The sequence below is a fragment of the Vibrio sp. SCSIO 43086 genome (genome assembly GCF_051132235.1).
Lineage (GTDB): Bacteria > Pseudomonadota > Gammaproteobacteria > Enterobacterales > Vibrionaceae > Vibrio > Vibrio diabolicus.
Map to the genome: position 1 here is coordinate 3118552 of NZ_CP072677.1, position 25909 is coordinate 3144460.

Genomic DNA, 25909 nt, shown 5'->3' on the forward strand with positions numbered 1-25909 from the left:
CAGCCAATGCCAAAGATGAGTGTAAACACGCTGGCGAAATTGCTGGTGTGCTTTTTAATTCCGCTCGGTGTTTTGATGATGCCGATTGATGCTATTCCTATTGATGATCTTACTTTAATTCAGCATCGCCTGTTGGCTATTTTTCTTCTTGCTGCCCTACTTTGGGTTCTTGAGCCGGTCCCCGTTTTTGCTACGTCCATTCTTATTATCGCTCTTGAACTGATCATGATATCGGATAAAGGTTTGCATCTATTTCGCAATCCACCAGCGGGGCATGATTTGGGAGAGTTAATTGCTTACACCGATATTTTCTCTGCCTTCTCTTCACCGATCATTATTCTTTTTATGGGTGGGTTTGCCCTCGCCATCGCGGCTTCCAAATACGAACTCGACAACAATCTCGCCCGAGTGCTACTAAAACCATTCGGCACACAACCTAAGTTCATCATGCTGGGTTTGATGCTCATTACCGCCGTTTTTTCAATGTTCATGTCCAACACTGCCACGACTGTTATGATGTTGGCGCTGCTTGGTCCAATCGTCGCTTCTGCACCTAAAGGGGATTTAGGGATTAAAGCGCTGGTGCTGTGCATTCCAATTGCCGCGAATACTGGCGGCATTGCAACTCCGATAGGTACGCCACCTAACGCAATAGCGCTCCAATACCTCACCGGAGAAAACGCCATAGACTTCCTATCCTGGATGACAATGGGCCTACCATTTGTGCTGATACAACTCACTGTTGCTTGGTTTTTGTTGCAGAAGCTGTTTCCGTCCAGCGAACCAGAAATGAAACTAAAGCTGGATGGTACGTTCAAAAAGAGCTGGCGCGCGATCGTCGTCTACATCACTTTTGCACTAACCATTGTGCTTTGGATGACGACAAAAGTGCACGGCATGAACACGTATGTTGTTGCGATTATCCCGCTGGCGGTGTTCACGTTAACGGGCATTATGGGAAAAGAAGAACTCAAGCTGATTAACTGGGATGTTTTATGGCTGGTTGCCGGTGGTATCGCAATTGGTATTGCCTTAGACAAAACAGGCTTAGCCGAAGCATTAGCACACGCCATTGATTACAGCTTACTATCACCATTTGCCGTTGTCTTTGCCCTATCGGTCGTATGTTGGTTAATGGCGAACTTTATGTCTAATACCGCAACGGCAAACTTATTAATGCCTATTGCTGCCGCTATTGGTACATCCATGCCAAGCCTTATTGCGGTTGGTGGCCTACAAGGTTTACTGGTTGTCGTCGCATTCTCCGCATCACTTGGCATGATCTTACCGGTTTCCACGCCACCAAACTCTTTGGCTTATTCAACAGGCCTAATCGAGAGCAAAGACATGGCGAAAGTGGGGCTGATTCTTGGTTTGATTGGTCTATTTATCGTGTATGGCGCAGTTCTGGTGCTGTTTTAATCGATAAGCTCCGTGACAGAGCTTGTTGTCATGGAGCTGTTCGCCAGCTATTACCCTCACAGAGCAGCTTTTACATCCATTAAATTTCGTGCATATTAAGACTCCTCAAATCTACAAGGACGTCGACACATCATGGGTTACGAATGGCTTGCTTTATGTGCCGCTTTTCTGTGGGCAGTTTCTAGCCTTATTTCTGTCATTCCTGCACAACACCTAGGCGCTTTTTCTTACAGCCGCTGGCGCATGGGCTGTACGGCCGTAATCTTATCAACAATGGCCTGGATAACTGGCGGCTGGTTAACGGTTTCTTGGGAACATGTAACGCCAATGATGGCGTCGGGTCTGATTGGAATTTTCATCGGTGATACCGCTCTGTTTGCGTGCTTGAATCGTATGGGACCAAGACAAGCCGGACTACTGTTTTCCTGCCATGCGGTATTCTCTGCCATTTTGGGCTACTTCTTATTTAGTGAAGTCATGACCACAATAGAACTACTGGGCGCATCCTTGGTATTTAGCGGCGTAGTGATGGCGATATTCTTTGGTCGAAGAGGCCAAGTGAATAACGTCTTGGAAGAAATTAAAGGTAACATCTGGGTGGGCATTGGACTTGGCTTAACCGCAGCAATGTGCCAAGCATTGGGCGGCATCATCGCCAAGCCAGTAATGCAAACCAGCATTGACCCCGTTGCGGCTTCTGCTATTCGAATGATCAGTGCATTTTTCGCCCACAGCATGTTGTTAGTTCTGGGGGTCAAAGTCGCTCGCTCGACGCAACACATTACTTGGCGAGTATTTGGTATTACTGCGCTTAACGGTTTCTTGGCGATGGCCGTCGGCATGACGCTGATCTTATACGCACTGCAAGAAGGAAATGTAGGTATGGTTGCACTGCTATCTTCAACCACGCCAATTATGTTGCTACCACTGCTCTGGATTTACACTAAACGCCGACCAAATCGATTTGCATGGTTGGGCGCAGCCCTAGCTGTGATTGGTGCTGGCATTTTGGTTCAATAACCTTACAGACCAGCCCTTGTTGCCAAATACAAAAAAGCCCGAGTTTAAACTCGGGCTTTTGTCATTCTGAGTTGTCAGTTAATTATTTAACTAGCACTTCACCCGTCATTTCTGCTGGGATTTCTAGACCCGCTAGAGAAAGCATGGTTGGTGCAAGGTCAGACAGTTTGCCGCCTTCTTTGAACTCAACCGCTTTATCACCTACGTAAATAAGAGGAACCGGTAGGTTAGTGTGCGCTGTGTGAGTACCACCCGTTTCTGGGTCAACCATCATTTCTGCGTTACCGTGGTCCGCAGTGATCAGTAGCTGACCGCCAACTTCTTTGATTGCTTCAACTACTTTGCCAACACTTTCATCTAGCGCTTCGATTGCTTTCTCTGCTGCTTCGTAAACGCCAGTGTGACCAACCATATCTGCGTTCGGGTAGTTACAGATGATAGTGTCGAACTTACCAGACTTGATCGCCGCAACCAGTTTCTCTGTAAGCTCAGGGGAGCTCATTTCTGGCTGAAGGTCGTAAGTGGCTACTTTTGGAGAAGCAACAAGCTGGCGCTCTTCGCCTTCAAATTCGTTTTCAACACCGCCGTTGAAGAAAAACGTTACGTGCGCGTATTTCTCTGTTTCAGAGATACGTAGCTGAGTTTGACCTTGCTTAGACAGCCACTCACCGTACGTGTTTTCTAGAGACGCTGGTGGGAATGCGATTGCTAGAGGGATATCTGCCGCGTATTGAGTCAACATAACGAAGTTAACTGCCGGGAATACCGCACGCTCAAAACCATCAAAGTCAGGCACGAATGCGCGAGTGATTTGACGAGCACGGTCAGCACGGTAGTTCATGAAGATAACCGCATCACCGTCTTGCATGATTGCGTCTTCTTCGCCTTCCGCTTTAATTGCTGTCGCTTTCACGAACTCATCGTTCTCTTCACGAGCGTAAGCGGCTTCTAGACCAGCAACGGCGGTTTCTGCTGTAAACTCAGCTTTCGCTTGAGTCAGAAGATCGTAAGCCACTTGAACGCGATCCCAGTTGTTGTCACGGTCCATAGCGTAGTAGCGACCTACTAGAGAAGCAACACGACCTTTACCTAGTTTCGCGAATAGATCTTGGAAACGTTGTAGCGAGTTTTCAGCACTACGTGGTGGCGTGTCACGACCGTCTAGGAAACAGTGTAGGTAGATTTTCTCAGCGCCACGAGCCGCTGCCATTTCAACCGCTGCGTAGATATGGTCTTCATGAGAGTGTACGCCACCTGGAGACATCAGACCCATGATGTGTACCGCTTTCTCTGCTTTAACAGCAGCATCAACTGCTTCAACAAGCGCTGGTGTTTCAGCGAACTCACCGTCAGCGATCGATTTAGTGATACGAGTTAGATCTTGGTATACAACGCGACCTGCGCCAATGTTAGTGTGACCAACTTCTGAGTTACCCATTTGACCATCAGGAAGGCCAACATCCATGCCTGAAGCAGAGATTAGAGTGTGTGGGTTATTCGCAATCAGAGCATCCATTACTGGTGTTTTCGCATTCGCAATTGCGTTACTTGCTGTGTCTTCACGGTAACCGTAACCGTCAAGGATAACTAGAGCCAGTGGCTTCTTAGCTGACATAGTGATGACCTCATCAAATTTAAGTAACTTTTGGCGTAGGGCCTCGCTGCCCTATCTAACCTTGAAACAAAACTAGCGTAATTTTACTACACTTTTTAACCAAAACTGTAGGTTAAGATCAAATAATGTTTGCGATTTATTGTTGCTATCTTACAAGTTAAGCGAACAACGAGTCAGTGCCGACAAACGTGTTCCACAAGCATAGTCATTCCTAATACGCTTTGTACACCCCAGTCTAGGTTCGGTTTTCTTACGCTTCTGATTCTTGTTTTTGCACCTGAAACAGCGCTTATTTAACGCATGATCGAACAAGATTGGTTAGTACCTATTGTTCGCTTTTTTCGGTAAAACAAAAGTCACCTAAGTCGATAAATCCAATAGGCAAAAACAATCAAGCTACCATAGTCCAAGGCACGGATGGCAATAACATAAAGGGTTTATAGAGATCTCAATTATTCGTTAGAAAATTTTAACCCTCTCGCCTAAGAGGCTTAACCCCGCTATACTCCTGCTTTATTTTTCCGCCAACAGCGTAAGAGCTCAAGACATGCAAGAGTACATTGAATTTTTCCAACAGAACATGATTCTATCTTTGGTTTGGGTAGGTCTTCTTGTCGCCTTTATCATGAACATCGTGAAGTCAGCGACGGCCGCATACAAAGAAATCAACGTAAACCAACTGACTCATCTTATGAACCGTGAAAACGGCGTTGTAGTGGATATCCGCACAAAGGACGAGTTCAAAAAAGGTCATATCACCGACTCACTTCACATTTTACCGTCAGATATCAAAGCGGGTAACTTTGGTAGCCTTGAAAACCACAAATCAGACCCAATCATTGTGGTATGCAAGACAGGGCAAAACGCTCAAGAAAGCGCGAACCTATTAGTAAAAGCAGGCTTTGAAAAAGTAAGCCTACTGAAGAACGGCTTGATAGCATGGAACGAAGCGAACCTGCCTTTAGTACGTGGTAAAAAGTAATACCCGGCAGCTTCGATAACGTGGCAGAGGCAAAAGACAAGGTACGCATTCAAGCGTGTTTTTGCCAAGCTTCGTGGATAATAAACTGAGCAAATTGAAAGCAGTTGAAGCATTAAGTTGTGACGCTTTGCACGTAATACACGCTTCATCTAGTCAAGGTAGATTGGCTCAGTTAGTCTCGGGACATACCAGTTTTCTGAGTTTAGACGTTTCTAGGCTCTACAAATATTTATTTAAGGATTAAAAAATGGCTGAAGCAGCACCTCAAGAAGCACAACAAAACTTCGCAATTCAACGCATCTTCCTAAAAGACGTTTCTTTCGAAGCGCCAAACTCTCCAGTAATCTTCCAAAAAGAATGGAACCCAGACGTTAAACTAGACCTAGACACTCAAAGCCGTGAGCTTGGTGAAGGCGTTTACGAAGTTGTTCTACGTCTAACCGTTACTGTGAAGAACGAAGAAGAGACAGCGTTCCTATGTGAAGTTCAACAAGGTGGTATCTTCACTGCTGAGCAAATGGAAGCAGGCCAACTTGCACATTGCCTAGGCGCATTCTGCCCGAACATCCTATTCCCATACGCTCGTGAAACTATCTCAAGCCTAGTGGTTAAAGGTACGTTCCCTCAACTGAACCTAGCGCCAGTTAACTTCGACGCGCTATTCATGAACTACCTACAACAGCAAGCTCAACAAGGCGAAGCTGAAGCGTAATTCACGTTTTGTAAGTGACGAATAGCCTGAGTGCTGACGTCACCGACTCTAATAAAATGCACAGAGCGTCTACCATCCGATGCAATGTGCATTTTTTATTTCTGACAAAAGTTCCTAGTTCCTAATCGCCAGAAGGCGTAAAATTTGACGATTAGGAACTAGATTCTACTAGTAGAAAGACAATTAGGCGGTAGCATGACACAAGCAAATACAAACAATGCTTACGGTAAAGACATCGCAATGACGGTGATTGGCGCAGGTTCATACGGTACCTCTCTGGCGATCTCACTCGCTCGTAACGGCGCGAACGTAGTCCTTTGGGGACACGAGCCTGAGCACATGGCACGTTTAGAAGCGGATCGCGCGAACCACGCTTTCTTACCTGACGTTGATTTCCCTGAAAGCTTGATCATTGAATCGGATTTAGAAAAAGCCGTACAAGCAAGCCGAGATTTATTGGTTGTGGTTCCAAGCCATGTTTTTGGCATCGTGCTGAACAGCTGTAAGCCTTTCTTACGTGAAGACTCTCGTATCTGCTGGGCAACCAAAGGTCTTGAGCCAGAAACGGGGCGTCTGCTGAAAGACGTCGCTTATGACATTATCGGTGAAAACTACTCACTGGCTGTATTGTCTGGCCCAACGTTCGCCAAAGAGCTCGCGATGGGCATGCCTACTGCAATTTCAGTTGCGTCTCCTGATTCTGAATTTGTCGCTGACCTACAAGAAAAAATCCACTGCAGCAAAACCTTCCGCGTGTACGCCAATAGTGACTTTATCGGCATGCAATTGGGCGGTGCGGTGAAAAACGTTATCGCAATTGGTGCGGGTATGTCTGACGGCATCGGCTTTGGAGCCAACGCGCGTACTGCATTGATTACTCGTGGTTTGGCCGAAATGAGTCGTCTTGGTGCTGCGCTTGGTGCAAAACCAGAAACCTTCATGGGTATGGCTGGTTTGGGCGACCTTGTCCTAACGTGTACCGACAATCAATCACGCAACCGCCGCTTTGGTTTAGCGCTAGGTCAAGGTAAAGACGTCGACACGGCACAAGAAGAAATTGGCCAAGTCGTAGAAGGCTACCGCAACACGAAAGAAGTATGGATGCTCTCTCAACGCATGGGCGTTGAGATGCCAATTGTTGATCAAATTTATCAAGTATTGTATCAAGGGAAGGATGCACGCCTGGCAGCGCAAGATTTACTTGCTCGTGACAAAAAAGCCGAAGGAAAGTAGCACTCTACGCCCCTTCGCACCTCATCTGAGAAGAATAGAAGTTGTCGGGTCACGGAAGAACCACTCAGGATATTGAGAATGAAACACTGCGAAAAACAAAAAGTCTGGAACAGAATTGTCTCAGAAGCCCGCGAAATGTCAGAGCAAGAGCCAATGCTGGCCAGCTTTTATCATGCCACCATCATCAAGCATGAAAGTTTCTGTGCCGCGCTCAGCTACATTTTGGCAAACAAGTTAAACACGGCATCGATGCCAGCAATGGCAGTACGTGAAGTGGTAGAAGAAGCGTTCTCTGCCGACCCAACCATTACCGATTGTGCCGCTTGTGACATTTGTGCCACGGTTAATCGCGACCCTGCAGTTTCGATGTACTCTATGCCGCTGCTGTACTTAAAGGGCTACCACGCTCTGCAAGGCTACCGCGTGGCAAACTGGCTATGGAAGCAAGGGCGCCATGCACTGGCCACCTACCTGCAAAACCAAATTTCGGTTGCGTGTCAGGTAGACATTCACCCGGCAGCACGCATTGGTAGCGGCATCATGCTCGACCACGCAACGGGAATCGTCATCGGTGAAACTGCAGTTATCGATAATGACGTCTCAATTCTACAAGACGTTACCTTAGGCGGTACGGGTAAAGAGTGCGGCGATCGTCACCCGAAAATCCGTGAAGGTGTGATGATTGGTGCAGGTGCAAAAATTCTTGGCAATATCGAAGTGGGCGAAGGCGCGAAAATCGGCTCTTGCTCTGTGGTATTGCAAGCAGTACCACCACACACAACTGTGGCGGGGGTTCCTGCGAAAATCGTCGGTCGTCCAAAAACGGACAAACCTTCTCTCGATATGGATCAAGGCTTTAATGGTAAATCACAAAGCTTTATCCATGGGGATGGTATTTAATCGTCAACAAACCTTTTGACAACAACGTGGTAGGTAAATCTCAAGTGCGAAAACAAAATCACCCTGTTCTACGCTCGGCTATTTTATTAACTTGTGCTTTATCTGCCACATATCCCCTCGCCTCTTCTGCCGCTAGTCAACAAGAGCTCAAAGGCGTATCAAGTGAGATAAGCCGTCAACGCAAATCTCTCTCGTCCCAAGAAAAGCAACTCAATGAGCTACAAAAATCGCTCAAAGAGCAAGAACTTGGCATTTCTAAACTTGAGCGCGAAATAAGACAAACCAAATCTGAGCTGGCACAAGCAGACAAAAACATAGACAAGCTAGAAGAGAAAATTGCCTTGCAAGAAGCGCAGCGCCAAGAGCAAGAGGAAGAGCTCAAACAGTTGCTGCAAACGTATTACGTGACCGAACGAGCAAAAGCCAATGGGCACTTGTTGAACCAAGGTGTGGAAGAAGACCGCATGAGTCAATACTTCCAGCACTTAGCCAAAGCGCGTGCGGAAGTGATTGATGCAATCACCAAAACCACTCAAGAATTGGCACACAACAAAAACCAGCTTGAGCTAGAAAAAGAGCAAATCGAGACGTTACTCAAACAGCAATCTGAGAAACGTACTGCGCTGGCAAGTACACAATCCAAACGTAAGCAAACCCTGAATAAAATTCAGAGCAGTATCAAGAACGATAAACGCTACCTTGCTGAACTGCAGCGCAACGAAACACGCCTAAAAGCCGAGATCGCCAAAGCGGCTAAGCGTAATGCCGTGCCAATGGATGGACTGGGCAAACAGCGCGGTAAACTGCCATGGCCACTCAAAGGTCGTGTATTACACAACTTCGGTACTCGCCAAACCGGGCAAGTAAACTGGAAGGGAATGGTGCTTGCGGCCAATTACGGTCAACAAGTGAAAGCCGTTTACCCTGGTACTGTCGTATTTGCTGAGTATTTACGCGGTTATGGCTTAGTGGTATTGCTTGACCACGGCAAAGGTGACATGACGCTCTACGGCTACAACCAAGCGTTGACGAAAAAAGAAGGCGATCGCGTGACCGCTGGCGAAGTGATCGCTCTTGCGGGTGATACTGGCGGGCAAGATCGCGCATCACTCTACTTCGAAATTCGCCGCAACAGTGAAGCGCAAAACCCGAAATCTTGGTTGAAGCGCTAATTATCTGACTCATCGACTTATAATAAAAAAGGAGCCACTCGGCTCCTTTTTTGTATTCATATTTTGGCAAATGCTATGCGTAGTACGTTTCTACCGCATCAATAAAAGCACTTACATCATCTTTACTTAAGGCGTTGATGCCTGCCGCCGCTTCTCGGCCGCCACCAGTTGGAAACTGCCCACAAACGGCAACGGCGCCTTGTTTGTTGTTCAACGGGGCACGTAGAGAGACCGTGTAAGTGCCATCTGCATTTTCGGTGAGTACTGCATGAGCAGAATCTGGGTTTTGATTTGCCAGCCAGTTGCCATACACACCGCTGATTCGACGTGATGCGGCCGTGTTTGGTAGTTCGAACACCTTTAGCTTACCGCTCTCATGCGTGGCAGGCACTGCCAGAGCGGCATCCATATCTTGTTGGTAAGCAGACTGCAGTTGGTAGTAAGGCGAAGTTTTATCTTCAATTACATCAAATGGCGACGTGTACTTCAGCAAGGCTTGGTACAAATCCGCTGGATGGAAATGTAAGTCATCCACTTTCGAGCCGTAACCGTTGTAATTAATCAAAGTGCCCAGCTCTTTAAGCTGCGCTTTCTGCTCGTGTGACAATCCGACCTTGTCAGCCAATTCATCCGCTTTCGCGATCATGTTATCGCCATAAGCCGCCGTAATCGCCCATGTGTGAAAACGTCCATTTAGCAATTGATCGACAATCAACGCCGTACACATATTGGCATCGAGATCGATGTGCGCATCCAAGTTGCCATGCTGAGGAATATCACCCGCCTTATGGTGATCGGCGTAAAACACGTGCGCGCCTTGAGCCAATGCTTGCTCTAGGCCTACCATGTTCTTTTCCATCGAAATGTCTAACACCGTTAGCTCATCACCCGCTTGCACGTCTACTTTTTCCATCAGCTTGATGTGGCGCTTTACACCAGTAATTAACTGAGCCTCGATAGGATCAGCCAAGCGTAATTGTAGAAGCGCAATGATGCCATCAGCATCGCCATTAAAAATGTCGTAATTCATGGAGCGATAGTTCCTTTATCGAAAGTCATATCCCAGAGAGGGCTGAACGGTATGAGGACTATTGTGCGTGGCATATTTGACAAGTCAACTCGAGCCACGACTCGAAAATGAGAGTGACTCTCGAAATATTAAGCAGTTTGACGTTTAACTGTGTAGATTGCTGACTGCATCTTCCAGTAACAGTAGCTGCTCTAACCCCTGCTCAGTTGCTAATGGCTTAACGACATTAAGCATCTGCAACATCCCTTGCTTCACCATTTGCTCAGTGATGCTGGTTTTCGAAGCCATTGCAGATTGATACGCCAACCAGCTACACGCAATCAAATGCAACGTACACACCAGTGACTTCAACTGCTGTTGATCAACATTAAGCAGCTTCAGCGATACAAACTCTTGCATGATCGCAATGAGGTTCGCTTGCAGCTTTTCTTGCACATCGATGTACTGCTCATGTAACTGCTCATCTCGTGACAAGATCTCAGGTAGATTCGCGTAGAAAAAGCGGTATTTCCACATTAGCGTAAAGATGGAATCTAGGTAGCTCTTCAGCATAGTCAGGCTTTCTTGTGAGCCTTGAATAGGGGTAAATCTTTCTAAAAGTTCTGCTGAATAAAGCGCAAAGATCTCACGAACGATTTCTTGCTTATTACGGAAGTGGTAATACAGATTACCTGGGCTAATTTCGATGTGATCGGCAATGTGATTGGTGGTGATGTTGCGTTCACCATGTTGGTTGAACAACTCCAGTGCCGCGTAGACGATTTTGTCGCGCGTTTTCATTGTTATCGTGTTCCCTCTTCATTAACGAATCGAGTATAGCGACTTCACCAACCTAGGTCGATAGAGGCTCCAAATACGGTAACATAACAGACCAGTTAGAATACCCGTTGAGTTGGCGACAAGGTCTAACCAAGAGGTTTGTCTTCCGACATACCCTTGTAGCCATTCGATGACAGCACTAAATAATAAGATACTAATCGCCACCGCCCAACGCTGACGCCAACGCCACACGCAAAAGCAACCTAAAAACGCAAATCCGCTGTACGCCATGGCGTGCTGCATTTTATCAAGATACGCAATGTTGCCCCAGTCTTGCAACTCGCCCGAGCTCAACGATAAGTAAGCGATCAGTATTGCGTAGCTGAGAATGACCAAACGTGCAGCAGCCAAGTTCATTGAATATCCTTATGCGACTGGGAATGGAAAAGCCGTCACTTGATCAATGTGGTCACAGCCGAGCGCTAGCATGATCAAACGATCGATGCCTAACGCAACACCCGCACAATCTGGCAACCCTGCCTCCAATGCGGAGATCAAATGATAGTCGATTGGCTGCGGTTTTAAACCCATGTCGAGACGCTTCGCGTTATCTTGCTCAAAACGCGCCAGTTGCTCTTTCGGGTTATCGAGCTCATGGAACCCATTTGCCAGCTCAATTCCCTTAAAATACACCTCAAAGCGATCCGCAACACGATGGTCTTGAGGATTGATTTTCGCAAGCGCCGCCTGTGATGCCGGGAAGTCGTACACAAAAGCAGGCACATCCTGACCAATTTTGTGTTCGACTCCCACGCTAAATAGCAATTGCAGTAACGTATCGCGATCTTCTTCAGGCTCTGCAATGTCACTCAAACCCAGCTTGCTTGCTGCCGCTTTCAGCTCCGTCATCGAGCCTTCTAGTGGGCACACACCCAACACATCAATGAAGGCTTGTTGATACGTCATGCGCTGCGCTGCGCCACACTTCAATACCAGTTGCAACAGATCATCCATTTCATCCATCAATTTATGATGGTCAAAGCCAACGCGATACCACTCCAACATCGTGAATTCTGGATTGTGGTAACGACCATTTTCTTCGTTACGAAATGCTTTGTTGATTTGATAAATACAACCGCTGCCAGCCGCCAGCAGGCGCTTCATGTGGAATTCAGGGCTGGTCATAAAGAACAGCTTGCTACCATCGGCGTAACCCGGGCCAACAAACTCGGTTTGGAAAGTATGCAAATGAATGTCGGTCACGGTTGCGTGACTCATGGCTGGCGTGTCGACTTCCATCACCTGTCGATCAGCGAAGAATTGGCGAATCGACGCGATTAACGTCGCACGTTGACGAAGTTGGTCAATGGAAGCAGTAGGTTGCCAGTTGGTTTGCATAACAAGTCTCTCAAACTTTAATTCAGCGAGGAAAGTCTCATTCTACATGCTTTTTACTCTTCAAGAAGAGAGGAATATCCCTTCTTCTTTTTACTAACGTGCTCGCCTATTTGAGGCAAGTATTACTCGTGCCGCAGCACAAAAAACACTCAGTTAAAATCCTATTATCCATGCGGTTAATGTCACGCAACACAGGTTTAACATCCCTAATGTTAATGCTTGAGGGCCAAAACCTCGATGCCGTGATAGCAGTCACATAACCTATAAATTCTATGCCCTTAAGTGCATTACCGAAGCAAAAACCCAATTACATCAATTTTTCTGCCATGTGGCTCATCTACACTAACCCTACTACTTTTGGGGAGTTCTTTTTAAAGAGTGCCTCGTAATGACAATAACAAGCGGATTTCCGCAATCACACACTGGAGGATAACTGTGCAAATTATCACCACAGATATCGCAGTCATCGGCGCAGGCGGCGCTGGTCTTCGTACTGCTATTGCAGCGGCTGAAGCAAACCCAGACTTAGAAGTCGCTCTGATTTCTAAAGTTTATCCAATGCGCTCCCACACGGTCGCTGCAGAGGGTGGCTCAGCAGCAGTTATCAAGGATGAAGATAGCTTAGACAACCACTTCAACGACACTGTTGGCGGTGGTGACTGGCTATGTGAACAGGACGTTGTTGAATACTTTGTAGAGAACGCGACTCGCGAAATGATCCAAATGGAGCAATGGGGTTGCCCATGGAGTCGCAAAGAGAACGGTGAAGTCAACGTACGCCGCTTTGGTGGTATGAAGGTTGAACGTACTTGGTTCGCTGCAGATAAAACTGGCTTCCACATGCTTCATACGCTATTCCAGACATCCATGAAGTACAGCAACATCAAACGCTTTGATGAATACTTTGTGGTGGATCTGCTTGTTGATGAAGGCGAAGTTCAAGGTCTGATTGCTATTCACATGTCTGAAGGCGAGCTTGTTACTATCAAAGCAAAATCTGTTGTTCTAGCAACAGGTGGCGCGGGTCGTGTTTACCACTGTAACACCAATGGCGGTATCGTAACGGGCGATGGTATGGCAATGGCTTACCGTCACGGCGTTCCTCTACGTGATATGGAATTCGTTCAATACCACCCAACAGGTCTTCCTGGTACAGGTATCCTGATGACGGAAGGTTGTCGTGGTGAAGGCGGTATCATCGTTAACAAGAACGGCTACCGTTACCTACAAGATTACGGCATGGGCCCTGAAACTCCAGTTGGCCAACCAAAGAACAAATACATGGAACTGGGTCCTCGTGACAAAGTTTCTCAAGCTTTCTGGCACGAACAACAGAAAGGCAACACCATCAAACACCCACTGGGTGACGTGGTGCACCTAGACCTTCGCCACCTAGGTGAAGAGTACCTACAAGAGCGTCTACCATTCATCTGTGAGCTAGCAAAAGCTTACGTGAACGTAGACCCTGCAAAAGAGCCAATTCCAATTCGTCCAACGGTTCACTATACCATGGGTGGTATCGAGACAAACGGCGGCTGTGAAACTCGCATTAAAGGTCTATTCGCGGTTGGTGAATGTGCGTCTGTTGGTCTTCACGGTGCAAACCGTCTAGGTTCTAACTCACTGGCTGAGTTTGTGGTATTTGGTCGCGTAGCGGGTGAAAACGCAGTGAAACGCGCTGAAGAATTCAAAGGTTGGAACGAGTCTGCAATCGATGCTCAAGTGAAAGCAGTTGAAGAGCGCATCGCCAAACTGATGAACCAAGAAGGTGATGAGAACTGGGCAAACATCCGTACTGAAATGGGTCATACCATGGAAGCGGGTTGTGGTATCTACCGTCAAGAAGATTTGATGCAAGAAACCATTAACAAGATCACCGAACTAAAAGAACGCTACAAACGCATCAGCATTAAAGACAAAGGCAAAGTGTTTAACACTGATCTTCTGTACGCAATTGAAGTGGGTTACGGCCTAGAAGTCGCAGAAGCGATGGTTCACTCTGCGATTCTACGTAAAGAATCTCGCGGTGCGCACCAACGTCTGGACGACGGTTGTACAGAACGTGATGACGTGAACTTCCTAAAACACTCACTTGCTTTCTACAAACCAGATTCAGCGCCAAGTATCGATTACAGCAATGTGACTATCACTAAGTCACAACCAAAAGCTCGTCTATACGGTGAAGCAGCAGAAAAAGCCGCAGCTGAAGAGAAGAACGCAGAGGAGCAAGCATAATGTCAGCAAATCGCATTCAAAAAGTAGACATTCTGCGTTATGACCCAGAAAAAGATGCAGAACCATACAAGCAAACATTCGAAGTGCCATTCGATGAAACCATGTCTGTGCTTGACGCACTGGGCTACATTAAAGATCACCTAGACAAAGATCTGTCTTACCGTTGGTCTTGCCGTATGGCGATCTGTGGTTCTTGCGGCATCATGGTGAACAACGTACCGAAGCTTGCTTGTAAGAGCTTCCTACGTGATTACCCAGACGGTGTGACTATCGAGCCTCTAGCAAACTTCCCAATCGAAAAAGACTTGATTGTTGATATGACACCGTTCATCGAACGTCTTGAAGCGATCAAACCATACATCATTGGTAACGACCGTAAACCAGAAGACGGTACGAACTTGCAAACGCCAGAGCAAATGGCGAAATACAAGCAGTTCGCTGGTTGTATCAACTGCGGTCTATGCTACGCGGCGTGTCCTCAGTTTGGTCTAAACCCTGAGTTCATCGGTCCTGCGGCACTAACGCTAGCACACCGCTACAACCTAGACAGCCGTGACAACGGTAAAGATGAGCGCATGAAGCTTATCAACGGTGAAAACGGTGCTTGGGGTTGTACGTTTGTTGGTTACTGTTCTGAAGTTTGTCCGAAGAACGTTGACCCAGCAGCGGCAGTAAACCAAGGCAAAGTGGAGTCTTCTATGGACTTCGTGATTGCTATGTTGAAACCTGATGGTTCACCAAAGAAAGTGGAGGCATAAGGATGAGCAATCGTAAACCTTACGTTCGTGAAGTAAAACGCACTTGGTGGAAGAACCATCCTTTCTACCGCTTCTACATGCTACGTGAAGCGACTGTGCTGCCTTTGATCCTATTCACTCTGTTCCTAACTTTCGGTTTAGGTTGCTTGGTGAAAGGCCCTGAAGCATGGCAAGGTTGGTTGGATTTTATGGCAAACCCAATCGTAGTCGCAATCAACATCGTTGCGCTGCTAGGTAGCCTATTCCACGCTCAAACTTTCTTCAGCATGATGCCACAAGTAATGCCAATTCGTTTGAAAGGCAAACTGGTGGACAAGAAAATCATCGTATTGACTCAGTGGGCCGCGGTTGCGTTCATCTCACTGATCGTTCTCATCGTGGTGTAAGGAGCTGAGCATGAAACCGAATTATAGTGTAAACACATCACCAAAACGTTCTGATGAGCCAATCTGGTGGGGTCTATTTGGTGCTGGCGGTACTTGGTTCGCTATGATTACGCCAATCACGGTATTGGTACTGGGTATCTTGGTCCCACTAGGCGTGATTGATGCAGAAGCGATGAGCTACGAGCGTGTCTCCGAATTCGCAACCAGTATCATCGGTGCGCTATTCATCATTGGCACCCTAGCTCTACCAATGTGGCATGCGATGCACCGTGTACACCACGGCATGCACGACCTTAAATTCCACACTGGTGTGATAGGTAAAATTGCATGCTATGCATTTGCAGGCCTCATTACTGCACTAGCCGTTATCTTTATCTTCATGATTTAAGATACTGACTAAAAAGAAAAGCTGGCTCTATGCCAGCTTTTTTATTGCTTTGGGTTACCCATGATCTTTTTGCTTTTTAAGCTTTTGACCACCCATGATCTTATTGCTGTATGACCTTCTTCGTTTGGTCCATAAGACCCAGAGCACCAAAACCAGTAATCACATCTAGGTTTGTTTTCAAGCCCGTTTCTTCGCTACCACCAATGTAGTTTTGTGGCATCTGAACTTGGAAGTTTTGCAAGTTGTTGTACAACGAGTTCGCTACGTCTCGATTCAACTCTGCCAAGTAAACTTCACGGTTTGCCCCTAACGCCGAGTACTTCGCTTTTAGGACTTCAGATTCTGCACGACCTTTCGCCAATATCGCTTTCGCTTCAAACTCAGCAGAAAGTGCGTTCGCCTTTTGAATGGCTAAGTTAGCCTCTGCGATAGCTAGCTCTTTCTCCTTCTCGACTTCAGCAAGTCGTTTGGTTTTTTCCACTTCAACGATTTCACGCTCTGCAATCTGACGTGCAACTTCCACTTCTTTTTGCTGAGCAATAATAGCGAGTTCTTTACCACGCTGAGCGTCTTGCACTTCACGTGTTCGTTGAATCTCTTTGCGTAACTGCTCGGTCTCTGCTTGTGCTTTTGACGTTTCTTGCTCCTGAATCGCGCGAATACGATCCGCCACTAAACGCTTTTTATCCGCCAATAGCTGATCTAACTGCTTTTCTGGCTGTGGATCACCAATGGTCACCTGCGTCACTTGAATGCCGTATTGTTGTAACGGGTTGTCTTGACGAATTGGTTGCCCGGTTTTATCTACAACTGGCACCGTTTTCCAAACCAGTTGATTGGTACGCTGTAATTGGTTCGCATTGGCCTGATTCGCCCCAACAGGCGCAAGATCCAACTCTTCCACTTCAACCTGACGTCGCTCTGTTAGATAAATCCCCTCTCGCAACTGATCGCCAAGTTTCGATTTGAACTGGTTCAAACCACCTTGGAAAAACTCTTCACCCGTGTATTGGGTTGCGGTAATCACCGTTACGTTACGTGCGTTCTTTACAAGCAGCGCATCGATCAAGTTACTGTTGTTGCGGAACTCTTTGTGCATTTTCTTCACCGCTTCAGGGTCATTACTGAGCTTAAAGCGGAATGTTACGGGGATCTGACCAATGTAGGTGTCGGCAAATCGAACCTGAATCGCATCAAGACGTTGATAAAAATCTTCGCCCTTGCTGTTACCGAATGACACAGTGATCACTTGGTCATACTTGGTGATTTTGGACAGAAATGGCATGCGAAAATGAATGCCAGGTTCAGTAAACACATCCAACTCACCAGTGATATTGTTCTGATGCACGTAGCTGTAACCTGCATCGGTCATCAGCACAGAGCTATTAATCGTTAAGCCTATTGCCAACAGCGGTACGCCAAACACCGCAGCTTTCAATCCTTTGTGTAGTAACTGACGTCTTTCTTCCACCTTTAAACCCCTTCCTAAGCCTCTGCTTTCCATTTTGTTCTCCTTTTTGGATTGTTACTGAGTTAAATCGATAAAAATCAGATTGCTATGCAACTCAACAACAAGAACTAATGTATCAAAATGTTACATTAAGGAATAATCGACAGATTCATGAAATAAATAAGATTTTTACGAATAATACAAAATCATCGAAAATTTGCGGAGGATATCGATTTTCTATGCAGGGACATTCAAGAGAGAATTACAGGCAATAAAAAAGGCCGCCGAAGCGACCTTTCAAACAATCAATCTAAAGTGCTTACTTCACACGGCCTACGTATTCAGCCGTACGAGTATCAACGCGAATCACTTCACCAATTGAGATGAACAGAGGAACACGAACAACAGCGCCAGTTGATAGCGTAGCTGGTTTACCGCCAGTACCTTGAGTATCACCTTTCAGGCCTGGATCTGTGTCTACCACTTCTAGCTCAACGAAGTTTGGTGGAGTAACAGTAATTGGGTTACCGTTCCAAAGTGTGATCATACAAGTGTTGTTTTCTACCAACCACTTAGCGTTGTCACCTACCGCTTTTGCGTCTGCTGCGATCTGTTCAAACGTTTCACTGTTCATAAAGTGGTAGAATTCGCCGTCTGAATATAGATAATCTAGGTCGATATCCATTACGTCTGCCACTTCACAAGTGTCACCAGACTTGAATGTTTTCTCTAGCACTTTACCAGAAAGAAGTTTACGAATTTTAACGCGGTTGAACGCTTGGCCTTTACCTGGTTTAACGTATTCGTTTTCCAGAATTACACAAGGCTCGTTATCAAGCATTAACTTAAGACCGCCTTTAAATTCATTGGTGCTAACTGTAGCCATTTTTTCCTCTTACATTCTTAGAGCTAAATTCAATGCCGCACATAATAACCCGAAAAGTCGAATCTGTTGAGCAAAACTGGCTCAAACAGTTGGCGAATGGGATCTCTGATCCTGCAAAATTGCTCGAAATACTGGAAATTGATCCTTCACCGTGGCAAGACGGGTTTGCCGCGCGCAAGCTGTTTGCACAGCGTGTACCGCAAAGTTTTGTCGATAGGATGGAGAAAGGCAACCCTAAAGACCCTCTTTTACGTCAGGTTTTACCATTAAGTGACGAATTTGAAGTACATCCGGGCTATTCCAACGATCCGTTAGAAGAGCAGGATAATGAAGTCCCTGGTCTGCTACACAAGTATCGCAACCGCGCCTTAATGATCGTCAAAGGTGGCTGCGCGGTAAATTGCCGTTACTGTTTTCGTCGTCACTTCCCTTATCAAGAAAATAAAAGCGGGAAACAAGCATGGACAAAGTGCTTAGAGTACATGGCGCAGCAACCAGAGTTGAACGAAGTCATCTTCTCTGGTGGTGACCCATTAATGGCAAAAGACGATGAGATTCATTGGCTTTTAGAGCACATTGCTCACATACCTCACATCAAACGTCTGCGTATTCATAGCCGTTTACCTGTGGTGATTCCCGCTCGAGTCACTGATGAACTATGCCAACTGCTGCAAGCATCAAGGTTGCAAATCATCCTCGTGACTCACATCAACCATGCCAACGAAATCAATGACGAATTTGCTGAACAGATGTTCAAGCTCAAAAGAGCAGGCGTTACGCTTCTAAACCAAGGCGTTCTGCTGAAAGGCGTGAATGATTCGGTAGAAGCTCAAGTGGCGTTAAGTGAAGCCTTATTTGACGCGGGTATCTTGCCTTATTACCTCCACGTGCTTGATAAGGTGCAAGGCGCGGCGCACTACTTTATTTCGGACGAAGAAGCAAAAGCCATTATGCGTGGACTCATCACGCGTGTATCGGGTTATCTGGTACCAAAACTGACACGAGAAATTGGTGGCAGGCCAAGTAAAACGCCATTGGATTTGCATTTAGAATAGGTCCTGACGCTCAATTAAATTTGTCGTCACGACCGTTCCTTTTTGTTCGCTTTGCACGGTAAGTCTATGCATACTCCGCTCTTTTGGAGGTCAAGATGCATACAGCACTCGAACAAATTTTCGATCTTGGCCCATTCAGCTGGCCTGCCCTACTATGCTGTGCCATTAATGGGCTAATGATCGGTATCGAACGCCAAACTCGTGGTAAACCTGTTGGCATTCGCACGGCAATTCTTATTATTTCAGGCACTTACCTGTTTATGTCGATGGCAGTATCGTTATCGCCAAATACACTCGATCAAGCACGCGTGCTTGGTCAGATTATTACTGGCGTCGGCTTCTTGGGGGCAGGGGTGATGATGACACTCGATGGAAAAATCCACGGCGTAACATCCGCAGCGGTTATTTGGGTACTGGCAGGATTAGGGTTGATGATCGGTTTGGGTTATTTAACGCAGTCGGTGGTCATTACCCTACTGGCTTTAACGGTGTTGCTGGGCGTGGATAAAGCAGAAAACCACATCAAAGCATTGCGCCGAGGGGTTCACCAAAGAATTCAACAACGCAAAACCTCATCCCGCTTAATTAAATAGTTAACGCGCCGATAACTCGCTTCACCCCATCAGTAATTAAAAAGCCCTCGACGAATATCGAGGGCTTTCGGTATCTAAAGATTCTGACTTGCTCAGGGATTATTTAGCGAAGTTGATGAGTGGGAAACACTTGAAGAAACCGTTATCCGCACAGTTCAAAAGACCAATTTGTACGCCATCAATTTGATCGGTCATGTTGAAGAAGCCAAACTGGAAGTTAGACTTTTTAGAGATACTCGCTAAGCCTACATCCGCCATGGTGTAGCCTTCAGAATAGTTCACCGCGCTCCAGTTCAAGCCTTTTACATTGTTCGTAATGTTGACAGCACCCAAGTTAACACCCGTCGTCTGACCTTGGTTCCAGTTAACTAAGCCTAAAGACGCACCTTTCATTTCTTGGTTTACCTTTGCTGCACCAAAAAACAGACCGAAGTTCACACCTGTCGTACGATCCGTTTCTGACATACCAAGCAGTGAAAAGTCGACACCTTTAACCTCATTCACCTGTCCATGCAACACGGCTAAACGAACACCACCAACTGACGAGTTAGAAGGTGCGTTTGTGTTGTCGATAGTAGAGAACATCACAGGTGTACTGTCAGCAAGAGCAACTGGTGATGCGATAGCGGCTGCAACCGCCAATGACGTCATAAGCTTTTTCATTTTCATCTCCATGATGGGAAGCAACAATTTACAACATAGTGTAATGTTCAGATTTTGCGCTATCCACGTTCAAAAAGTGTTAGCGGTAGGTCAGATTTAACCATCTGACTCAAAAGAAAAAATTTTATCGCTTCTATTTTCATGTTTTTCCACTGACATTTCTTGAACTCGCCTCTCACAATCGAAGCCACATCAGAATGCTATATTTCTCGGATAACGCACATAAAAAAGTCGAGGCAAATGCCTCGACTTTTAAAGGTTTGGTCGGTTATCTTTCCGCTATAAGGATTCCCTTAGAGCAAAGAGATAAGCTGGCTTACATCATTCCACCCATACCGCCCATGCCACCCATGCCGCCCATGTCAGGCATCGCTGGTGCGTCTTTTTGCGGTAGGTCAGTAACCATTGCTTCAGTCGTGATCATCAGACCCGCAACCGATGCTGCGAACTGTAGCGCAGAACGAGTTACTTTCGTTGGGTCTAGAATACCCATCTCTAGCATGTCGCCGTATTCGCCTGTTGCCGCGTTGTAACCGTAAGAGCCTTCACCCGCTTTCACGTTGTTCGCAACCACTGAGTCTTCCTCACCTGCGTTCTTCGTGATTTGACGGATTGGCGCTTCCATTGCACGTAGTGCAACGCGGATACCAACGTTTTGCTCTTCGTTGTCACCCGTTAGGTGAGCAATCTTAGATGCCGCGCGGATAAGTGCAACACCACCACCAGCAACAACACCTTCTTCAACCGCTGCACGAGTTGCGGCTAGCGCATCTTCTACACGGTCTTTCTTCTCTTTCATTTCAACTTCAGTTGCTGCACCAACTTTGATTACTGCAACACCGCCAGCCAGTTTCGCTACGCGCTCTTGTAGTTTCTCTTTGTCGTAGTCTGAAGTTGCGTCTTCGATTTGTTGACGAATTTGAGCTACGCGGCCAGAGATCATCTCTTCTTCACCGATACCATCGATGATAGTCGTGTTTTCTTTCGTGATAGAAACACGCTTCGCTTGACCTAGATCTTCTAGTGCTACTTTTTCAAGCTCTAGACCGATTTCTTCAGAAATCACAGTACCGCCAGTTAGGATAGCGATGTCTTGTAGCATTGCTTTACGACGGTCACCGAAGCCAGGTGCTTTCACTGCTGCAACTTTCACGATGCCACGCATGTTGTTGACAACCAATGTTGCTAGCGCTTCGCCTTCTACATCTTCTGCGATGATAAGCAGTGGACGAGACGCTTTCGCTACAGCTTCTAGCGTTGGAAGAAGTTCACGAATGTTTGAGATCTTCTTATCAACTAGCAGAATGAATGGGTTTTCTAGATCAACACTGCCTGATTCTTGGTTGTTGATGAAGTAAGGAGATAGGTAACCGCGGTCGAACTGCATACCTTCTACTACGTCTAGCTCATCTTGTAGCGCCTGACCTTCTTCAACAGTGATAACGCCATCACGGCCCACACGCTCCATTGCTTCAGCAATGATGTTACCTACGCTTGCGTCTGAGTTTGCAGAGATAGTACCAACCTGTGCGATCGCTTTCGTGTCGTTACATTCAACAGAAAGCTCTTTTAGTTGCTCTACTGCTGCTGCTACTGCTTTGTCGATACCGCGCTTAAGGTCCATTGGGTTCATACCCGCTGCGACTGCTTTTAGACCTTCGTTTACGATAGATTGTGCTAGTACTGTTGCTGTTGTTGTACCGTCACCTGCCGCGTCGTTTGCTTTAGACGCAACTTCTTTAACCATTTGTGCGCCCATGTTCTGGAATTTATCTTCCAGTTCAATTTCACGCGCTACTGATACACCATCTTTCGTGATAGTCGGTGCACCAAAAGATTTGTCTAGAACGACATTACGTCCTTTAGGACCCAGTGTTACTTTTACTGCGTCAGCCAGAACGTTTACACCCTCTAGCATTTTTACTCGTGCGTCATTACCAAATTTAACGTCTTTAGCAGCCATCTTTGATTTCCTTTCTAAAATTCTTTGTGTGTAATTTCGTAATTGAATCTGAGCAAAAAATTACTCAATGATTGCTATTATTCAACGATCGCCATGATGTCGTTTTCAGACATGACAAGCACTTCTTTACCGTCGATTTTTTCAGTTTTTGTACCGTAACCTTCAGCGAAGATAACAGTATCACCAACTTTAACGTCCAGCGGCAGTACTGTGCCGTTTTCTAGGATGCGGCCTTTACCCACAGCTAGAACAACACCGCGAGTTGATTTTTCTGCAGCAGAACCAGTCAGAACGATGCCACCAGCAGACTTAGATTCAACTTCTTTACGTTCAACGATAACTCGGTCATGTAATGGACGAATGTTCATCGGTCGTCTCTCCTGAAAATTTCCATGTTTATTTGATAATTGTCCTTAGGGACTGTAGCCCCAGACACGTGATCCCTATATAAGGGGTCGAAGCAGCGATCCCAAGGGGGTGGCACAAAATTTTTGTGACTTAGTTAAAATAACGAACAACTAAGCAACGGTTTGCGTTCGAAATGCTCACTCGCCCAGCATCTCGCTTTCTTGTATCCTTGCAGTTTGCTCACCACATAGTTGTCATACATGCAGGAAAATAACAAGCTGGAACCCCAAGCGACCGATAAGCATGGTTTGTTGACCGCACCCATTCCTGAAACGCTGCGGAAAATGACCGTCCCCATGACCATGGGCATGATCGCGATTTTGATGTTTAACTTGGTGGACACGTTTTTTATCTCGTTGCTTGGTACTCAAGCGCTAGCGGCGATCAGCTACACCTTCCCTGTAACCTTTGCGGTTAACTGCATCACGATGGGGATAGGGATGGGTCTATCGACCAATATTGGTCGCTTACTTGGACAAGGTCACGCCCCACAAGCCGCTCGGTTTACCACCCACGGTTTGTTGTTAGCGGTGTTACTCGTGGCTATCGCCTCTTCGATTGGCTTTGCCACTATTGCACCACTGTTCCGCTTTCTTGGCGCAGCCGACGACCTAATTCCACTCATCGAAGAGTACATGCAGGTGTGGTATCCCACCATTCCATTGTTGGTGATCCCAATGGCGGGCAATAGCGCGATACGAGCATCTGGGGATACAAAAACACCTGCCAAAATCATGATGTTGGCGGGCTTGATTAACGGCATGCTCGATCCACTACTGATCTTCGGACTTGGCCCATTCCCCGAGCTTGGCATCCAAGGGGCGGCAATAGCCAGTGCTTTTAGCTGGTTAGGTGCACTATGTGGCTCATTCTATGTGCTAGTTAAACGCGAAAAGTTGCTCGCTCAACCCCAATGGTCCTTGCTGAAACAAGATTGGCAGCAAACTTTAAAAATCGGCACTCCTGCCGCACTGTCGAACGCGATGAATCCATTGTCCGGTGCCATTCTGATGATGCTGTTATCCAACCACGGTACGGCAGCAGTTGCGGCTTACGGTGCGGCGCAGCGTATTGAGTCTATTTTGATCCTAGTCTTGATGTCTCTGACCTCAGCACTCACGCCATTCATGGCACAAAACTTAGGGGCGAAAAACCCTCAACGCGCCTTTTCCGGCTTATTTATCAGCATGCGTTTTGCGGTCGTGTTCCAAGGGTTTATCTTCTTGATGATGGTGCCATTGAGTATTCCTCTAGCGGCGTTATTCTCGCAGGAAGAAGCGGTAAAAAATCTGCTGTGGCATTACCTGCTTGTGGTGCCGTTCAGTTATGGTTTTCAAGGCATTGTGATGATGTTAATCAGTGGTTTGAATGCGATGCACAAACCATTACGAGCATTTCAATGGAGCTTTATGCGTCTGTTCGTGTTTACCCTGCCATCAGCATGGATCGGAAGCCAGATTTACAGTATTGAAGGCTTGTTTATAGGTATCGCTGTGGGGAATACGTTAGGTGGCCTACTTGGCTATATGTTTGCACTGCGCGAACGTAAATTGACGCTCATTGAACAGAGCAGCGCTTCGTAAGATTTTGTCGATTCTGTCCGATGCGTCACTTCCTTTTGCTGATACTCAAATACAAAAAAACCGCGGAAAACCGCGGTTTTTCTTTATCTATTTCAAACTTGCTTAGAACAGTTCTTCAGCAACTTTGTATAGATCGTTGCGTACTGGACGCTTCATGTTTTCGATCGCGTCGATGATGTCGTGGTGAACAAGTTGCTCTTTCACGATACCGACACAACGACCACCATGACCTTCGATCAATAGGTGAACAGCGTAGTTACCCATACGAGATGCTAGTACGCGGTCAAATGCCGTTGGACGACCACCACGTTGGATGTGACCAAGTACTGTTGCACGAGTTTCACGACCTGTCGCCGCTTCGATGTCACGAGCCAGTTCATTGGCATCCATCATTAGCTCAGTCAACGCGATGATTGCGTGTTTCTTACCTTTTGCGATGCCGTCTTGGATGTTGCTGATCAGCTTGTCTTTGTCTAGACCAGTTTCTGGTGTGATGATGTACTCACAACCACCCGCGATTGCAGACATCAGAGTTAGGTCACCACAGTGACGACCCATGATTTCTACAATTGAAATACGTTGGTGAGATGAAGAAGTATCACGTAGACGGTCGATCGCATCGATAACTGTGTTTAGTGCACTTAGGTAGCCCACTGTGTAGTCAGTACCAGCGATATCGTTGTCGATTGTGCCTGGTAGACCGATACATGGGTAACCCATTTCAGTCAGTTTCTTCGCACCCATGTACGAACCGTCACCACCGATCACGACTAGTGCATCGATACCATGCTTTTTCAGGTTCTCAATCGCTTTTTCACGCACTTCCACTTCTTTAAATTCAGGGAAACGTGCAGAACCTAGGAACGTACCACCTTTGTTGATCACATCTGAAACGCTAGAACGATCTAGCTTCTCGATGCGGCCTTCGTATAGGCCTAGGTAGCCGTCGTACACACCGAATACTTCCAATCCCTCGGATAGTGCTGTACGTACTACGCCGCGTATCGCCGCGTTCATACCAGGTGCGTCACCGCCACTTGTTAAAACACCGATCTTCTTAATCATGCTCACCCTCGATCTTTGGCAATCAATTATTTAATTTTCTTTTAGGCCCCTTGTTACCAAGCAACCTGCATAATCCAGAACTGTGCGTTATGTTACATTTCCTCTACAGGATTACCAATGAAAACGCACTTTTTTATGTAACTTTTCTACTTATGTAAGAGTATTACAGTTTCTCTATGAAACTTTGTTGATTCACATCAGGATCACGAATCTTAATAAGTATTGATGGAAAG

The 25909-nt window shown here is 46.5% G+C and carries 25 protein-coding genes; 14 read left to right on the forward strand and 11 right to left on the reverse strand.

Features of this window, described 5'->3' with window-relative positions:
- The first annotated feature begins 6 nt into the window (after positions 1 to 6).
- Together J8Z23_RS14820 and J8Z23_RS14825 are read left to right on the forward strand one after the other, a co-directional pair.
- Positions 7 to 1422: an SLC13 family permease gene (locus J8Z23_RS14820; protein ID WP_012841332.1), complete on the forward strand. Its 1416-nt coding sequence runs from the start codon at positions 7 to 9 to the stop codon at positions 1420 to 1422.
- A 132-nt stretch (positions 1423 to 1554) separates the two neighbouring features.
- Entirely contained in the window at positions 1555 to 2442 is an 888-nt protein-coding gene (locus tag J8Z23_RS14825; protein WP_005395397.1) for a DMT family transporter, read from the forward strand.
- An 82-nt stretch (positions 2443 to 2524) separates the two neighbouring features.
- Here the strand turns inward: J8Z23_RS14825 and gpmM are convergent, their stop codons facing one another.
- Positions 2525 to 4057 carry a 2,3-bisphosphoglycerate-independent phosphoglycerate mutase gene (gene gpmM, locus J8Z23_RS14830; protein ID WP_005395398.1) on the reverse strand — a complete coding sequence of 511 codons (1533 nt, stop codon included), beginning with the start codon at positions 4055 to 4057 and terminating at the stop codon, positions 2525 to 2527.
- Positions 4058 to 4604: 547 nt separating this feature from the next.
- Here gpmM and J8Z23_RS14835 point away from each other — a divergent pair.
- The 5 genes from J8Z23_RS14835 (at position 4605) to J8Z23_RS14855 (ending at position 9056) form a co-directional block, all read left to right on the forward strand.
- Positions 4605 to 5039, forward strand: a complete 435-nt coding sequence (locus J8Z23_RS14835) for a rhodanese-like domain-containing protein (protein ID WP_005395399.1) — start codon at positions 4605 to 4607, stop codon at positions 5037 to 5039.
- A gap of 247 nt (positions 5040 to 5286) precedes the next feature.
- Complete coding sequence (secB, locus tag J8Z23_RS14840) at positions 5287 to 5751, forward strand: protein-export chaperone SecB (protein WP_005395400.1); 465 nt, start codon at positions 5287 to 5289, stop codon at positions 5749 to 5751.
- A gap of 195 nt (positions 5752 to 5946) precedes the next feature.
- Positions 5947 to 6984 carry an NAD(P)H-dependent glycerol-3-phosphate dehydrogenase gene (gpsA, locus tag J8Z23_RS14845; RefSeq protein ID WP_434634115.1) on the forward strand — a complete coding sequence of 346 codons (1038 nt, stop codon included), beginning with the start codon at positions 5947 to 5949 and terminating at the stop codon, positions 6982 to 6984.
- A gap of 78 nt (positions 6985 to 7062) precedes the next feature.
- Entirely contained in the window at positions 7063 to 7884 is an 822-nt protein-coding gene (gene cysE, locus J8Z23_RS14850) for a serine O-acetyltransferase (RefSeq protein ID WP_005395410.1), read from the forward strand.
- 26 nt (positions 7885 to 7910) lie between these two features.
- Positions 7911 to 9056: a murein hydrolase activator EnvC family protein gene (locus J8Z23_RS14855; protein WP_048626686.1), complete on the forward strand. Its 1146-nt coding sequence runs from the start codon at positions 7911 to 7913 to the stop codon at positions 9054 to 9056.
- A gap of 73 nt (positions 9057 to 9129) precedes the next feature.
- On the opposite strand, the gene J8Z23_RS14860 is transcribed toward J8Z23_RS14855, so the two are convergent.
- The 4 genes from J8Z23_RS14860 to epmA all read right to left on the reverse strand — a co-directional run bounded on the left by J8Z23_RS14860 (position 9130) and on the right by epmA (position 12243).
- Entirely contained in the window at positions 9130 to 10086 is a 957-nt protein-coding gene (locus J8Z23_RS14860) for a DHH family phosphoesterase (protein WP_434634120.1), read from the reverse strand.
- Positions 10087 to 10230: 144 nt separating this feature from the next.
- The gene (locus J8Z23_RS14865) at positions 10231 to 10866 is read right to left on the reverse strand and encodes a TetR/AcrR family transcriptional regulator (RefSeq protein ID WP_005395413.1); all 636 of its coding nucleotides are present in this window, start codon (positions 10864 to 10866) and stop codon (positions 10231 to 10233) included.
- 21 nt (positions 10867 to 10887) lie between these two features.
- Entirely contained in the window at positions 10888 to 11262 is a 375-nt protein-coding gene (locus J8Z23_RS14870; RefSeq protein WP_012841329.1) for a VanZ family protein, read from the reverse strand.
- Between the two features lie 9 nt (positions 11263 to 11271).
- Entirely contained in the window at positions 11272 to 12243 is a 972-nt protein-coding gene (gene epmA, locus J8Z23_RS14875) for an elongation factor P--(R)-beta-lysine ligase (protein ID WP_434634123.1), read from the reverse strand.
- Positions 12244 to 12678: 435 nt separating this feature from the next.
- Here epmA and frdA point away from each other — a divergent pair, with 435 nt between their 5' ends.
- From frdA to frdD, 4 genes are read left to right on the forward strand one after another with little or no spacing between them, the layout of a single operon-like run.
- Positions 12679 to 14478: a fumarate reductase (quinol) flavoprotein subunit gene (gene frdA, locus J8Z23_RS14880; protein WP_047010259.1), complete on the forward strand. Its 1800-nt coding sequence runs from the start codon at positions 12679 to 12681 to the stop codon at positions 14476 to 14478.
- Positions 14478 to 15236, forward strand: coding sequence for a succinate dehydrogenase/fumarate reductase iron-sulfur subunit (locus J8Z23_RS14885; RefSeq protein WP_005381489.1), 759 nt, complete (start codon positions 14478 to 14480; stop codon positions 15234 to 15236). The genes frdA and J8Z23_RS14885 overlap by 1 nt, the downstream gene beginning before the upstream one ends.
- Before the next feature lie 2 nt (positions 15237 to 15238).
- The gene (gene frdC, locus J8Z23_RS14890) at positions 15239 to 15622 is read left to right on the forward strand and encodes a fumarate reductase subunit FrdC (protein WP_005395419.1); all 384 of its coding nucleotides are present in this window, start codon (positions 15239 to 15241) and stop codon (positions 15620 to 15622) included.
- 10 nt (positions 15623 to 15632) lie between these two features.
- Entirely contained in the window at positions 15633 to 16010 is a 378-nt protein-coding gene (frdD, locus tag J8Z23_RS14895; protein WP_005395421.1) for a fumarate reductase subunit FrdD, read from the forward strand.
- Between the two features lie 100 nt (positions 16011 to 16110).
- On the opposite strand, the gene J8Z23_RS14900 is transcribed toward frdD, so the two are convergent.
- Together J8Z23_RS14900 and efp are read right to left on the reverse strand one after the other, a co-directional pair.
- Positions 16111 to 17514 (reverse strand): SPFH domain-containing protein, encoded by a 1404-nt coding sequence (locus J8Z23_RS14900; protein WP_005395423.1) that lies wholly within the window; start codon positions 17512 to 17514, stop codon positions 16111 to 16113.
- Between the two features lie 265 nt (positions 17515 to 17779).
- Entirely contained in the window at positions 17780 to 18346 is a 567-nt protein-coding gene (efp, locus tag J8Z23_RS14905) for an elongation factor P (protein ID WP_005395425.1), read from the reverse strand.
- 32 nt (positions 18347 to 18378) lie between these two features.
- On the opposite strand from efp, the gene epmB reads away from it, so the two are divergent.
- Complete coding sequence (gene epmB, locus J8Z23_RS14910) at positions 18379 to 19401, forward strand: EF-P beta-lysylation protein EpmB (RefSeq protein ID WP_005381502.1); 1023 nt, start codon at positions 18379 to 18381, stop codon at positions 19399 to 19401.
- A gap of 95 nt (positions 19402 to 19496) precedes the next feature.
- Positions 19497 to 19994 (forward strand): MgtC/SapB family protein, encoded by a 498-nt coding sequence (locus J8Z23_RS14915; protein ID WP_005395427.1) that lies wholly within the window; start codon positions 19497 to 19499, stop codon positions 19992 to 19994.
- Between the two features lie 99 nt (positions 19995 to 20093).
- Here J8Z23_RS14915 and J8Z23_RS14920 read toward each other — a convergent pair whose 3' ends face one another.
- From J8Z23_RS14920 to J8Z23_RS14930, 3 genes are all read right to left on the reverse strand, one after another.
- The gene (locus tag J8Z23_RS14920; RefSeq protein WP_005395435.1) at positions 20094 to 20657 is read right to left on the reverse strand and encodes a VC2662 family protein; all 564 of its coding nucleotides are present in this window, start codon (positions 20655 to 20657) and stop codon (positions 20094 to 20096) included.
- Positions 20658 to 20973: 316 nt separating this feature from the next.
- Positions 20974 to 22620 (reverse strand): chaperonin GroEL, encoded by a 1647-nt coding sequence (gene groL / locus J8Z23_RS14925; protein WP_005381509.1) that lies wholly within the window; start codon positions 22618 to 22620, stop codon positions 20974 to 20976.
- Between the two features lie 77 nt (positions 22621 to 22697).
- On the reverse strand, positions 22698 to 22988 hold the full coding sequence (locus tag J8Z23_RS14930; RefSeq protein WP_005381516.1) for a co-chaperone GroES: 291 nt from the start codon (positions 22986 to 22988) through the stop codon (positions 22698 to 22700).
- Positions 22989 to 23228: 240 nt separating this feature from the next.
- Between J8Z23_RS14930 and J8Z23_RS14935 the strand changes: the two genes are divergently transcribed.
- Complete coding sequence (locus J8Z23_RS14935; RefSeq protein ID WP_434634131.1) at positions 23229 to 24611, forward strand: MATE family efflux transporter; 1383 nt, start codon at positions 23229 to 23231, stop codon at positions 24609 to 24611.
- Positions 24612 to 24713: 102 nt separating this feature from the next.
- Here J8Z23_RS14935 and pfkA read toward each other — a convergent pair whose 3' ends face one another.
- A complete protein-coding gene (gene pfkA, locus J8Z23_RS14940) occupies positions 24714 to 25676 on the reverse strand; it encodes a 6-phosphofructokinase (protein ID WP_005397529.1) in 963 nt (320 codons plus the stop codon).
- Positions 25677 to 25909: the final 233 nt, after the last annotated feature.